Below are 13,342 nucleotides of genomic sequence, written 5' to 3' on the forward strand. Positions count from 1 at the left end.
CCCCCCCCCCCCCCCCCCCCGTGCGCGCGTAACTTCCCCTTGAGCCTGGGCCATCACAAGATAGGAACCTCGACGTCGGGGAAGAGGACCCGTGACGATGGTCCGGCCGACCTCAAGCGCGAGGCAATGCCATGGCAGCTCTAGCCTCATGCGCCTGAGTGAACTATGATCACTCCCACTAAGTGGCGGTCCGGCGCTGCACACGAGTTCAGCCCTGACTTGAAAGAAGCTACGCAGCACATGAAACCCGAATCCTCTTTGCCCCGCCGTAAGAGAAGCTTCGTCTCGACCCTGTTGGTCCTCGCTGGAGTTGCCCTGGGCCTATCGGTCCCCTCCGCGGCTGCTCAGGCGTCGGTCGTCCTGCCTCTCGAATCCGTGTACTCCGACACGGTCTACGGTTCAGTGCTCTCAGTGGGCAACGGGAACATGCGATGCCCGACGGCGTCCGATGGAGTCAACCTGCGAGCTGGCACGAGTTTCGAGGCATGCGCCCAAGCACAAGCCGGTACGGTCCCTGCCGGCACCTATACGAACAACAACGACTACTCAATGCGCTGGAACGACACCGACGGGCGAAGCGATACCTTTAACAATTCGTCTGCGCAGTTCACAATACCTGCCGGAGCTTCAATCAAGTACGCCATGCTCGAATGGGCGGGCCATACGGGAGAGTTCAGGACCTCCGGGGGTACTACCTCATCGATCAGGTCGTGCAACATCGTGGGGCAGCAGTATGCGACGCAGTTCCCCACGACAATGCCTTCATCGCCGGCGGCGGCGACTCCTGAGGCTCAGTCTCCTGGCATCCAGATCAACGGTTCAGCACCCACCTGGGTGACGCCACATGTGACCCGCGACACCGGAGCCGGCTGGCCCAACAACAGCGACCGCATGTACACGGGCTGGTCGGACGTGACCGGCTTGCTGGAGAGTTCAGGGCTCTCCGGCGTCACAACCGTGACCGTCTCGAACATCTGGGCACCCGCTGGCGTGAACTGCACCGCAGGCTGGGGTCTCACGGTGGTATGGGCCTTCGACGGCCCCGTTGCCGGGGTCGCCGAATACCAGAACGCCATCAATATCTCTCAGGGACACGTCCGGCAGGGCTCGGCCGATCTTCCCTCTACCGCCGTATTTACCGGATTCGAAGCGGTTTCATCGACCAATAGGGTCGGGCTCGTCGCCTACGAAGGCGATCGAGGCACCGTCGGGGACCGTTTCTCAATCAACGGGACCGATGTTCCTGAGCCGACTGGCTATGGCACCCTCAACGATTTCTTCGTTTCTTCCGCGACCGGAGCAAGTGATCCGGCCTGGGGTGTGAACTTCAGCGTTGACGTGAACGACTTCACGACTAACCTCATCCATGCTGGCGATACGCAGGCGACGCTGGGGTTCCGGACGAATGGAGATGGCTACTGGCTGCAGTCTGCCTGGCTGGAGGCGCCCGTTGCGAGCGTGCATATCGAGAAGACCGCGGATATCTCTATGGGCAGACCTGGAGACCCGGTGGTCTGGACGATCACCGTATCAAATCCCAGCCCTGCTGAGATCCACGACGTTACTGTTACCGACCCGCAAGAAGCAAGCTGCGACCGCGAGATTCCATCGAGCTTCCTGGTATCCGATAGCTATACCTACACCTGCCAGGGCGTGCTCCCGGAGCAGACTGTGACCAATACCGCTACCGTCACGGCTCGTACCGAACTCGGCACTGAACTCAGCGACGAGGATAGCGCCACGGTCGAGGTCATCCATCCGGCACTGTCGATCACCAAGTCCGCGGACAAGGCCCTGTATCTGGACGGGGAGACGGTGAACTTCGCAATCCTCGTCGAGAACACCGGCGACGTCGAACTGAGCGATGTCCATGTCGAGGATCCCAAGGTGCCGGGCTGCTCCGCGGAACTTGGAACGCTTGCCGCCGGAGCACAGCACTCGCTCAGCTGCTCTGCGACTGCGCCGATCGCCGGAAACGAGAACACGGCGACGATCACCGGAACCGACCCGCTCGGAAACACCGTTGAGGAAGAGAGCACGGCCCCAGCGAAGGCAGCTCGCCCTTCACTCAAGATCGAGAAGTCCGTCTCCCAGAAAGAAGTTCACGTAGGAGACACCGTAACCTTCACGATCAGGGTCACGAACGACGGCAACGTTCGCCTCGACCATGTCAAACTCGAAGACCTCGACGTCACCAGTTGCTCCCAGCAGATTGGCACTCTTTCGCCGGGAGAGACGCGCACCAGCTCCTGCACATGGAAGGCCGAGCAAGCCGAGAAGTTCGTTAACACCGCGCGCGCCAGCGGAATCGCGATGCGCTGCACCGGTGAAGAGGCACTAGGAACTTGCACGGATGAGCTCGGGGTCGATCCCCTCGTCCGCGTGTATACCGCAAGCGTTGTGGCTTCTAAGAAGCCCATAATTCCGCCTCCGGTTAACGATGGAAAAGGTGACGACAAATTGAGCGTGACCGGCGGACAAGGCCTGGGTATCTTGGCCGGTCTTGGACTGCTCGGCACAGCCGCAGGCACTCTCCTGGTGTTGCGCAGAAGAGTGCAGAATCGATAGCAGCAGGAGTGGACTTCTCGCTCTTGCGGTCATTTCCGATCGTCTCAATTCGCGGTCGCCCCTGGTCGGCTTGGGTGACCTTGACTACACAAGGCCGGGACAGTTAGGGATTGCTCTGGGTGCCGGGAAGAGAAGTTCGCGATCGCTTTCGCCTGGGCTACTCGCGTGTTCAAATATGCCGGTCATCGGGCAGAATGAAAATTCATGGAGAGCATTGCACGAGAAATTAGGAGACCGCGGAAGTTTTGCTCTCTTATGCTGTGAACGGCCAGATGAGGGGCACCCAGAACACGGCGACCGCGAAGAACAGCGCCACGAACGGCAGCCCGAACTTCGCGTAGTCGCCGAAGCGGTACTGACCGGGCTGCATCACCATGAGATTCGCCGGAGTCGCGACCGGGGTGAGGAACGCCGCAGCACCTGCCACGGTCAGTCCCATCAGGAACGGCAGCGGTGAGACGTGCATGGCGTCGGCGAGCGCGAGCGCGATGGGGATCATGATCAGCACGGTGGCGGTGTTGCTGATGAGTTGGCCGAGGATCAGCGTGACGATCGCGATCGCGGTGAGCGCCGCGGTGGGGCCGAACCCTCCGACCGCGGTCAGGAGCCAATCGGCGATCAGCTGTGCGGCTCCGGTCGATTGGAATGCGGTCGAGAGCGGGATCATGCCGGCGACGAGCACCACGGTGGTCCACGAGATCGAGCGGTAGGCCTGGGTGGGAGAGACGACCTTCATGAGGATGAGCGCGCATGCCGCGAGCAGGCCGGCGACCGCTGCGGGAACGATTCCGGTGACCAGCAGCACCAGCATCGTGGCGGTGACGACTAGTGTGCGCTTCGCCCCCTGCCCCAGCGGAATGCTGCGGCGAAGCAGATCGGGGCGATCGACCACCAGAACCTCGCGGTCGTCGGAGGTGTGCCGGCTGAGATCGTCCCAGCTGCCGTCGAGCAGCAGCGCGTCCCCCGCCTGCAGCGTCGAGTTCGGCCCGTCGAGATGTTCATCGCCACGACGCGCGGCGAGGATCACCAGGTCGCCGCTGGGCGTGCACATGCCGGGAAACACGTGCATGCCGATCAGTTGCGAACGCGGTGGGATCATCACCTCGGTCACCCCGCGGCTCGCGCTCACCGCGATGTCGGCGGGTGCCAGGTCGTAGTCGCGGCGCAGCAGTTCCGCGAGCCGCAGCACGTCCATGGGCGCCGACGGCGCGTGCCGCTCAGGCAGCAGCCGCGGACCGAGCAGCACCACGATCGCCACCGTGCCGGCGAGCAGCGGGAGCCCGGCCAGCGCGAACTCGAAGTACCCGAACGGTCGCGCGCCGGCATCCGCCGCCGCGTCTGAGACGAGGATGTTCACCGGGGTGCCGGTGAGCGCGAGCATCGATCCGGCGTGCGCCGAGAACGCCAGCGGTAGCAGCATCTGCGACGGCGCGATGCCGGCTCGCATCGCTACTACCACCACCAGGGGCAGGAACGCCGCGACCGAGCCGTTCACGCTGATCAGCGAGGTGATGACCGCCGTGAGCAGGCAGAGCACGACGATCAGCGGCACGCGCCTGGTGCCGGCCCGCGAGACGACCTGCTGGCCGGCCCAGGCGATCACGCCCGAGGACTGGAGCGCTTCGCTGATCACGAAGAGCGAGGCGATGAACAGCACGGTGGGATCCCCGAAGCCGGCGAGAGCCTCGCCGAGATCCAGCACGCCAGAGAGGAACAGCGCCAGAGACACCCCGATGGCGATCACGCCCAGCGGGATCCGGTTCGTCACGAATGCAACGACGGCCACCGACAGGATGATGAAGACGATGACGATCGGATCCATATAAGCGAGCGTAGTCCGCGCGCGGATTCTCGTATAGAGTGGGCAAGGAAAAGCGATAAAATCTGGCTAGGATGTCATTGTTGATGACTCGCCCCGGGTTTTATAGGTCTGTTCCTCGGCGACGTCAGTGTCGTTTTCGCGAACGTATGGAGTGTCAGACATGAAAGCAGCTGCCAGCGTTGTTCCAGCGCCGCGCCAGAAGGGGTTTCTGAACTGGATCGAGCGGGTGGGGAACAAGGTTCCCGACCCGACGATCATGTTCCTGTATCTGATCGGGTTCATCGCCGTGCTCTCGGCGATTCTCAGTTGGGTGGGGGTTTCGGTCTCCGACGAGGTCGCGACTCCGGTGAACACCGATCAGGTCTCGCAGCTGAACGACCAGTTCGGCACGAACTGGCAGATCTACGACACCGCGACGGGCGAGCCCGCCGATGTTCCGAAGTACGTCGTCGAGACCCGTACGTTCGAGGTGAAGAACCTCATCTCGGTCGATGGCCTGCGTTTCTTCTTCACGTCGTTCGTGGACAATTTCGCCGGATTCAGTGTCGTCGCCACCGTACTGATCGCCATGGCGGGCGTGGGCGTCGCCGAGCATGCGGGTCTCATGGGTGCGCTGATCCGCCGCGTGGTGAAGGTCGCTCCGAGGCGCTGGCTCGCCGCCATCCTTCTCTTCGTCGGTGTGCTCTCCTCGGTCGCCACGGATGCCGGCTACCTGATCCTGGTGCCGTTGGCCGCCGCCGCCTTCCTCACCGTCGGCCGTCACCCGCTCGCTGGTCTCGCAGGGGCGTTCGCCGCTGTCGGCGCGGCATTCGGGGCGAACCTCATCATCACTCCGAGTGACAGCATGCTCACCGAGGTGACCAACGGCGTGCTGGCCGCTGCGGGGATGAAGCCGTTGCAGGTCACCCATAATCTCTACTTCGGCATCGTCTCGACGTTCCTACTCACACTCGTCGCACTTCTCGTGACCATGTTCGTCACCGAGAAACGACTCGGCGGCTACGACAAGTCCGAGATGACCGTCGCCGACGATGGCGACAGCATCGACCACGATGCCGAGGCGCGCGGACTGAAGTTCTCCGGCTGGGCCCTGCTCGGTTTCGTCGTCGTGATCCTGGCGCTCACGCTGCCCCCTGGGGCTCCGTTGCGCGCCCCGTCGAACGACGAGATCGTAGGGACTTCGCCGTTCATGGCGAGCCTGGTGTTCATCATCTCGTTGGCCTTCCTGGTCTGCGGAGTCGCCTACGGGGCCGGAGCGAAGACATTGAAGGGCGGTTCGGCTGCCGTCGCCGCGATCGCGAAGACCTTCGGGAGCCTGGGCGGGCTGCTGGTGATGTTCTTGATGATCGCCCAGTTCATCGCCCTCTTCAACTGGACGAATCTACCCACCGTTGCGGCGATCTCCGCCGCGGAGGCGCTTCAGCATGCGAACGTGCCCGCCATCGTTCTTCTGCTCGCGTTCATCCTGGTGATCCTGGTGCTCGACTTCATCCTGCCCGGGCTGGTGCCGAAGTGGGTGATCTTCGCGCCGGTGTTCATCCCCATCTTCGCGTCGCTCGACGTTGCCCCGCAGACGCTGCTCGCCGCCTACCGTGTCGGTGATTCGCCGGTCAACGTGCTGACGCCGCTCATGGTGTATCTGCCGTTCATGGTCACCGTGGCGCAGCGGTACAAGAAAGACGCGGGCATCGGCACGATCATCGCCCTGATGATCCCGTACGCGCTGTGGATGCTGCTGGCATGGACAGCGCTCTACGTCGTCTGGTTCCTCACCGGCATCCCGTGGGGGCCGGGATCGCCCGTGCAAATCGGGTAGCGCTCGTTCTCTCTCCCCTCCCGTGAAAGGAAACCGGATCATGACCCGCAGTCCGAACAAACTCATTCCCGAGGACTTCGCCACCGTTCCTGGTCTGGCCGCGGTAGAAGCGACTCGGATCAGCCTCGGAGACTCCACGTCCGATGTCGACCTCATCGCGGTCGGCATCCCGGAGTCGGGCGACGTACCGGTCCTGATCGGCCTCGAACGCGACGCGCTCGTGGCCGCCGGGTTCGAGGCCAAGCCCGGCCAGACGCTGCTGCTGCCCAGGGCGAGCGGCCCCGACCTGCTGGCCGTCGGCCTCGGCGACTCCTCGGCCGCCACCCCGGCTGAGCTGCGCGATACGGCGGCCGCGGTCGTGCGCGCGGCGGCCTCGCGCGAACGCGTCGGTCTGAGCCTCGACCTGCCGAGCGACGACCGATCGACCGCGATCACCGCGCTGGTGGAGGGTGCGCTGCTCGCCCGCTACCGGTACACCGAGCTGAAGAGCGAGCCGAAGCACGCACCGCTCGTGGAGCTGGCGATCGATGACACTTCCGAGGAGGATCGGCCGGCCGTCGAAGCCGCCCGGATCAACGCGCGCGCAGCGGTCGTGGCGCGCGACCTGGCCAATACACCGCCGGGCCACCTCACCGCGACCGATCTCGGCGAGATCGCCGTCGAGCTCGGTCACCGGTTCGGCTTCGACGTCGAGACGTTCGACAAGCAGCAGCTGATCGAGCTCGGCTGCGGTGGCCTGCTCGGCGTCAATCAGGGCTCGGTCGAGGAACCGCGCATGATCGTGCTGCGCTATCGCCCGGAGGGCGAGCCGGCCGGCCGGCTCGGGCTCATCGGCAAGGGCATCATGTATGACTCCGGCGGTATCAGTCTGAAGCCGTCCGACCCGATGCATCTGCTCATGAAGATGGACATGGGCGGTGCGGCGGCGGTGCTGGGCGCCTTCACGGGACTGCGGGATGCGGGGGTGCGCGCGGAAGTGCTCGGCTGGCTCATGTGCACCGACAACATGCCCTCGGGCACCTCGTACAAGCTCGGCGACGTGCTCACCGCACGGGGCGGTACCACGATCGAGGTGAAGAACACCGACGCCGAGGGTCGCCTCGTGATGAGCGACGCATTCTCGTTCGCCAACGAGGAGGGGGTCGACGCCATCATCGATATCGCGACTCTCACGGGAGCCGCCCTCGTCTCGCTCGGCGGCCATGTGGCCGCGCTGCTCGGCAACGACGAGCGGGTGATCGACGCAGTGAACCGCTCGTCGAGTTCGACCGACGAGCAGGTGTGGCAGTTGCCTCTGGTGCGCAAGTACCGGAAGCAGCTCGATTCGGACATCGCCGACATCTCGAACCTCGGCGGCCCGTTCGGCGGCACCATCACCGCGGCGCTCTTCCTCGACCATTTCACCGCCGGCACCCCATGGGCGCACCTCGACATCGCGGGCACGATGCAGGTGGACGCCGATGATTCATGGCGCACCAAGGGCGCGACCGGTTTCGGCGCGCGCCTGCTGCTCGATCTCGCAGGCGACTTCGCCGGCCTCCCGGCGAGCTCGGCCTGACCTGGAGAAGGAGAACCATATGTCCGACGCCCAGTACACCGGACCTTTGAACTTCGCGGTGTTCGCGCTCCCACGCGCAGCGCGGCTCGCGGAGATCGCGACCGAGATTCGTGAGCTCGCCCGCGGAGGCCGGGCCGAGATCCTCGATGTGGAGCTGGTCTCGCGCGCCGCCGCCGGCCACGCGCAGCTCGAGTCACTGCCGGACGACCTCGCCCCCGCCGAGACCGACCTCCTGCGGCCCGACGACCTGACGACGATCGCCGCGGATCTCGGCGATGACGAGATGGCTCTGGTCGTGGTTTACGAGGATCGGACACTCGCCACGGTGGCGGGCAGCGTCTCGGCCGTCGCAGGTCGCGAGCTCTGGTCCGGCGGCATCGACGCCGCGGATCTCGATACAGACAACGCAGATGTCGAGGTCGCCGACCCCGACGCGAAGAACTGAGGGAGCATCATGGGTCTTCTCCGCACCGCCGCTCGCGCATCCGTCGCCGCCCGCGTCGTCGGGAACGTGCAGCGACGCCAGCAGACGCAGTGGGCAGCCCAAGACGCGGCCCGGGCGCAGAGCGCACCGGCGCAGAACGTCCCGGCGCAACCGGCAGCGCCGCCCACAGCGCCGGCAGCCGCACCCGACACGCAGGCCCTCATCGACCAGCTGGCCCAACTGGGGCAACTGCGCGATGCCGGGGTACTCACTCCGGCGGAGTTCGATGCGCAGAAGCAGCGACTCCTGGCCTCCATCTGACCTGACCGTCTGTTTCCGACAAGCCATTCAATCTGCTCTGCAGCGTGCAGCGAAAGGAAAACCCATGTCATTCCTCTCCAACATCTGGGACGCCATCTGGTGGATGCTCACGATATTCGTGTTCATCGCCTACCTCATGGCGCTCTTCTCAATCATCGGCGATCTCTTCCGCGATCGGAAGCTGAACGGCTTCGCGAAGGCCGTCTGGCTGCTCTTCCTCGTCTTCCTGCCCTTCCTCACCGCCTTGGTCTACCTCATCGTTCGCGGGCGCGGCATGGGCGAGCGCGCGGAGGCTCAGGCGCAGCAGACGCAGGATGCGGCGGAGTCGTACATCCGCTCGGTGGCGGCCGAGGCCACGCCGACCGATGAGATCGTGCGGGCGAAGCAGTTGCTCGACGCCGGGGCGATCACCGACGAGGAGTACGCGTCGCTCAAGGCGGCCGCGCTCGCCAAGACCCAGGCGTGAGGCTGGGGCGCGCGGTCTCGCTCGGCGGCCGCGCCCCTCTCCCCGATATCTCCTCGGTGGGAGCCCACCACGATCGGCCGCACCTGATCGAAACCGCGCCTTCCCGGATCGGCTGAAGCGCGCACCGACGCGGAGGGAGAACACCGTGACATCCACCGGACCCGAGCGAACCTCTTGGCGGTTCGAGGATCTCGCATCCTCCGCCGGTCATCGTGGACAAGGCCCACCCCGCCGAAGTCATCCGCAAGGGCCTACACGCCCGCGGCATCGAGGCCGTGACCCCGAGAAGAGCAACCAGATCGCCGCCCGCAAATGGCGAGGACGGCGCGGCGTCCGACCACCCGGCCAGGATACCGCCGTGTACAAGCGCCGTGACGTCGTGGAACGCGGCTTCGGCCGGAACAAGCAATGGCGGGCGATCGCCACCCGCTACGACGAACTCACCATAATGTACCGCGCAGCCGCCGTCCTCACTCAGCTATAGGAGATACTCACTAGCCGCCCCTCCTGGAACCAAGACTGAAAGCTCACGTCAGACTGTCGACGAGAATTGGAGCAGACCCCTGGATACTGCGCCCTGGGTACGCAGTCACGGATCCAACAACTGATCATTCTGAATCTCGAACCGATCAGCACGCAAAGCGCTTCCTGCCCCACTCAATCTCACCCATCACCCCGTACTATCGAACTCAATCGTGCCCACGCGGCCACGATGTATGATCTTCTATCAGCGAGCAGGAACATATCCACTATGCACCCTTCAAGACTTCCAGGCCTGTCCGGGCCAGATCGATCAGCGGCAGGAGCCAGGAGCTGGTGGAAACGAGGCCTGGCTCTGGCCGCGGTTGCGTCGGTGCCGGTTGTTTGGCGTAGTTGCTCCCGCCCAGGCAGATCCGGGTGATACCGTGCTCTTTCCAGACGCAAACCTGGAATCCTGCGTGAGGGATGCCCTCGATATCGCTGATCCCGCCCCTGTGACTGAGGGCGATATGGCGACGGTGACTTCACTGATATGCGAAGGGCTCGAGATCGTCGATATCAGTCCCCTTGCTTACGCCACAGGGCTGACAGATCTCTACTTGGGCGAGAACCAGATCGCAGACGTGACTCCGCTTGCGAGCGTAACCAACCTGCTGGTTCTGCAGCTTGGAACCAACCAGGTCACGGATATCGGGCCGCTCGAGGGCCTGACCGACTTGCAATGGGTTGAGCTGGACCACAACCAGATCTCCGATCTGGGCCCGCTGACGGAACTCACAAACCTGGACTATCTCGACGTGTCCAGCAATGCGATCATCGATCTCGGACCGCTCTCCAGCCTCACAGCATTGGACAGCCTGGACGTTTCCGACAACCAGATCTCCGCCATCTCACCGCTGGCCGATCTCACGAGCCTCACCAGCTTGGGCCTGTCACATAAACAGATCGCTGATGTTTCCCCGCTGGAAGAACTGACTGGCCTGACAGCACTCACCCTCGACAACAACCAAATCGCAGACATCGACCCGCTCGCCGGTCTCACCGATCTGGTTGGTCTCGATCTCAGCACCAACCAGATTGTGAGTGTCACTCAGCTCGCGGGTCTCGAGGATCTCGAACAATTGGATCTCGACTACAATCAGATTTCCGATACTACCCCGCTCGCTGGTCTCACGAACTTGGAAGATTTGCATCTTGACGGCAACCAAGTTTCCGACCTGTACCCGCTCGCCGGCCTGTCGAGCCTGGATTTTGCAACCGCCTGGGATCAGCATCCTGCTCGTTCCGCAGTGGTGAACGTTCCTCAGGCAATCGCGGTAATCAATTCTAACCAAGCACTCGTGCCCGTATGGGTGGTGGGCGGCGTCGGTATTCTTTCCGGGACTGACGTAACTTGGACCGAGCCTGGGACCTGGAATCTCGCCTGGAGCGAGACTATCTCGCTTCCCAGCGGAGGAATCAGCATGTTTTCGGGAACAGCCGCCTACACCGTAGTGCCGTTCGCAGAAATCCCCGCGATCACCGGCACGCCAGGGAATGGAGTTGTGGGTACTCCATATAATTTCGCCTTCGCGGTGACTGGGACTCCATCGCCGGAGGTGACCATCACCGACGGGAAGCTGCCGGACGGGCTCACGCTGAGCAATGACGATGTGACTTCCGGCACGCCGACCCAGGTGGGCACCTTCATCTTCACCGTGACCGCGACCAACAGCGAGGGCGAAGCAACGCTTACTGACCAGAGCATCACGGTCGCATCAGCCGAGACTGGTGCGACCGCACCAACCATTGCCGGCAAGCCGGGTGCTGGGGTCGTCGGCGCCTCATACGACTATGCGTTCACCGTCACCGGGAATCCGGTCCCGACTGTGAAAGTCACCGCGGGCGCACTGCCGGACGGTCTTTCACTGAGCAGCACGGGCAGGATCAAAGGCACCCCGACCCAGGCGGGTACCTTCATCTTCACCGTGACCGCGACCAACAGCGAGGGCGAAGCAACGCTCACTAACCGGAGCATGGCGGTCAGCAACGCTGACGCGAAGAACCCTGAAAGCAACCTGCCGACCACCGGCGGCGAAGCGTTCTGGAGTCTGGGAGGGGCCGCGCTCCTGATGCTCCTTGCTGGCGCATCACTGGTGCTCGTTCATGCGAGACGGTCACGCCACGCTAGCTAGAACCGAATGCGAAGCGTTGTGTGGGTGCTCGATCAACTGGCACCCACACAACGCTTTCTTGTGTACTGACCAGATTTGCATTTCAGTCACCTGTAGCTCTCGTCAATTGTCGAATACGCAGTCACGTCTTCTTAAAAAGGGCCATGTGTCTGTGCACGGTTTCGCTCCAATCATCATGAGCCTCATCTTCGGTCTAACGATTGACGCCCCACAGGCGAACGTTTCGCGAGTGGGTTCAGAATCTCGCCAGCGACAGCCTCGCGTCCGAAGCGGTGCCGTCAGTTGTCAGTATTTCCGGAGCATACTTGCGAGCGTCGCCAGCCTGATCATCTCCGGTTTCGAGAGGTCCATATCCAGCGATAGGGCGATGATCCGCTCTCTCGGTATTTTTTTAACCGCTGCGATCTTTGACGGCTTCATCTTACGAATGCTGCTGCTTAAGGACCGTAGATGATCCCACTTGACGCGATCGGGCTTGCCACGCGAAGAACCATACCTGCATCGAGCAGCGCGGCTCGCAGGTGTTGGAGGCCTGCTGGGGATGATCATTGATTGAATCCCTCAGCGTTCATTCTGGTCTTCTCGCGACTGTCGTACGCGGAATTGTCTTGCCGGTGTTCGGGGGGGGGGGAGCTGACGTGAACCGCACAGCGAACATGGTTCAGCCTCGCCTGCGGGAGCTTGCGCCGCTGCTCGGGCCATTGGCTGCTATCGAGTCGGTGCGGAGCGCACCTGTGGGGCCTGTCGCATTCGGGCACGCGAAGCTGGTGCATGTCATGGCCGGCCAATCCCGTATCGTCACCCCGACCGGTGAGCATTTGCTCACTACGGGTGACGTACTAGTACTTGGTGCCGGAGTATGGTATTCGGCTGTGCCCGCACCTCGGGTGCGAACATGGACGATCTACCTTGACCAAGAGTTCCTGCGATCTCATATGATGTGGGCGCTGCCTGAACCGGACCGCGTACGGCCCGGGTTTCATCCTGCGGGATGGGATGGCCGCGCGCTCGTCTTCCGGGCCGGTCGCGAACGGCTCGCCCGGTTGGAGCCCCTATTGCGGCGAATGAGCGTGATCCCTCAGCGAGGAGGAGCAGCCGCAGTGGCCGCGCTGATGTCACTATTCGCTCAGACCGCCGAGCACATCGTTCCCGTGCTCGTTTTGGGAAGCAATCCGCCCCACCCTATGACGCTGATACCAGCAGGGAAGCTCACTGGCCCGATTCCTGCTGCCGAGGCGCAACGTGCAGCCAGACTGCTACGAGCAGGGTTGGCACATCCCTGGACGATGGACGAGCTTGCCCGAACGGTCGCGATGTCAAAGTCGCAGCTCACAAGACAGTTCACGACCGCATTCGGGGTAGCGCCAATGCGCTGGCTCGCTGAAACTCGGTTGACGGAGTTTGCCCGTTTGCTTGAGGAAACAGCTCTGCCAGTGGTTGTCGCTGCACGGACAGTGGGTTGGCAAGATCGGCGTATCGCTGCCGCATGGTTCCGGCGCCGCTACGGGGTCTCCCCGCTGCAGTTTCGGAGGCTCCCCTAAGAGCAAGGCGTGCGCGATCTCACAGAGGGTTCTCATTCAGGCGGGCGTGAGGAACGAACCGCTGACAACTGATCGTTAGTGCCGGGAGGCGCTGGCGGGGAGGATGTCATCATGCCCGGTCCTTATCCCAGCGAGTTCCGCGAGGACGTCGCCGCGGTCGCCAGGCGTCGTG

9 protein-coding genes are annotated in these 13,342 nt (G+C 63.4%); 8 read left to right on the plus strand and 1 reads right to left on the minus strand.

Annotated elements, in window-relative coordinates; all coding sequences use genetic code 11:
- The first annotated feature begins 549 nt into the window (after positions 1 to 549).
- Positions 550 to 2,568: a CARDB domain-containing protein gene (locus tag XM48_RS17350; protein WP_197074117.1), complete on the plus strand. Its 2,019-nt coding sequence runs from the start codon at positions 550 to 552 to the stop codon at positions 2,566 to 2,568.
- Positions 2,569 to 2,821: 253 nt separating this feature from the next.
- On the opposite strand, the gene XM48_RS01040 is transcribed toward XM48_RS17350, so the two are convergent.
- Positions 2,822 to 4,390, minus strand: coding sequence for an SLC13 family permease (locus tag XM48_RS01040; RefSeq protein ID WP_046453921.1), 1,569 nt, complete (start codon positions 4,388 to 4,390; stop codon positions 2,822 to 2,824).
- Positions 4,391 to 4,517: 127 nt separating this feature from the next.
- Between XM48_RS01040 and XM48_RS01045 the strand changes: the two genes are divergently transcribed.
- The 7 genes from XM48_RS01045 to XM48_RS18655 all read left to right on the plus strand — a co-directional run bounded on the left by XM48_RS01045 (position 4,518) and on the right by XM48_RS18655 (position 13,170).
- Positions 4,518 to 6,206 carry an AbgT family transporter gene (locus XM48_RS01045; RefSeq protein ID WP_231580755.1) on the plus strand — a complete coding sequence of 563 codons (1,689 nt, stop codon included), beginning with the start codon at positions 4,518 to 4,520 and terminating at the stop codon, positions 6,204 to 6,206.
- A gap of 40 nt (positions 6,207 to 6,246) precedes the next feature.
- A complete protein-coding gene (locus XM48_RS01050; protein ID WP_046453923.1) occupies positions 6,247 to 7,764 on the plus strand; it encodes a leucyl aminopeptidase in 1,518 nt (505 codons plus the stop codon).
- Positions 7,765 to 7,783: 19 nt separating this feature from the next.
- Positions 7,784 to 8,209, plus strand: coding sequence for a hypothetical protein (locus XM48_RS16760; RefSeq protein ID WP_052961214.1), 426 nt, complete (start codon positions 7,784 to 7,786; stop codon positions 8,207 to 8,209).
- 9 nt (positions 8,210 to 8,218) lie between these two features.
- Entirely contained in the window at positions 8,219 to 8,509 is a 291-nt protein-coding gene (locus XM48_RS01060; RefSeq protein ID WP_046453924.1) for an SHOCT domain-containing protein, read from the plus strand.
- A 64-nt stretch (positions 8,510 to 8,573) separates the two neighbouring features.
- Entirely contained in the window at positions 8,574 to 8,975 is a 402-nt protein-coding gene (locus XM48_RS01065; RefSeq protein ID WP_046453925.1) for an SHOCT domain-containing protein, read from the plus strand.
- 938 nt (positions 8,976 to 9,913) lie between these two features.
- A complete protein-coding gene (locus tag XM48_RS16765; RefSeq protein WP_052961215.1) occupies positions 9,914 to 11,629 on the plus strand; it encodes a leucine-rich repeat domain-containing protein in 1,716 nt (571 codons plus the stop codon).
- A gap of 1,184 nt (positions 11,630 to 12,813) precedes the next feature.
- Positions 12,814 to 13,170, plus strand: coding sequence for a helix-turn-helix transcriptional regulator (locus XM48_RS18655; protein WP_369699845.1), 357 nt, complete (start codon positions 12,814 to 12,816; stop codon positions 13,168 to 13,170).
- Positions 13,171 to 13,342: the final 172 nt, after the last annotated feature.

It is taken from the genome of Leucobacter sp. Ag1 (assembly GCF_000980875.1).
GTDB classification, from domain to species: domain Bacteria; phylum Actinomycetota; class Actinomycetes; order Actinomycetales; family Microbacteriaceae; genus Leucobacter; species Leucobacter iarius.

Coding starts and splice junctions, on each gene's coding strand:
- XM48_RS16760 (WP_052961214.1), top strand. CDS start 7,784: ATGTCCGACGCCCAGTACACCGGACCTTTGAACTTCGCGGTGTTCGCG.
- XM48_RS01060 (WP_046453924.1), top strand. CDS start 8,219: ATGGGTCTTCTCCGCACCGCCGCTCGCGCATCCGTCGCCGCCCGCGTC.
- XM48_RS18655 (WP_369699845.1), top strand. CDS start 12,814: ATGACGCTGATACCAGCAGGGAAGCTCACTGGCCCGATTCCTGCTGCC.
- XM48_RS01065 (WP_046453925.1), top strand. CDS start 8,574: ATGTCATTCCTCTCCAACATCTGGGACGCCATCTGGTGGATGCTCACG.
- XM48_RS01040 (WP_046453921.1), bottom strand. CDS start 4,390: ATGGATCCGATCGTCATCGTCTTCATCATCCTGTCGGTGGCCGTCGTT.
- XM48_RS17350 (WP_197074117.1), top strand. CDS start 550: ATGCGCTGGAACGACACCGACGGGCGAAGCGATACCTTTAACAATTCG.
- XM48_RS01050 (WP_046453923.1), top strand. CDS start 6,247: ATGACCCGCAGTCCGAACAAACTCATTCCCGAGGACTTCGCCACCGTT.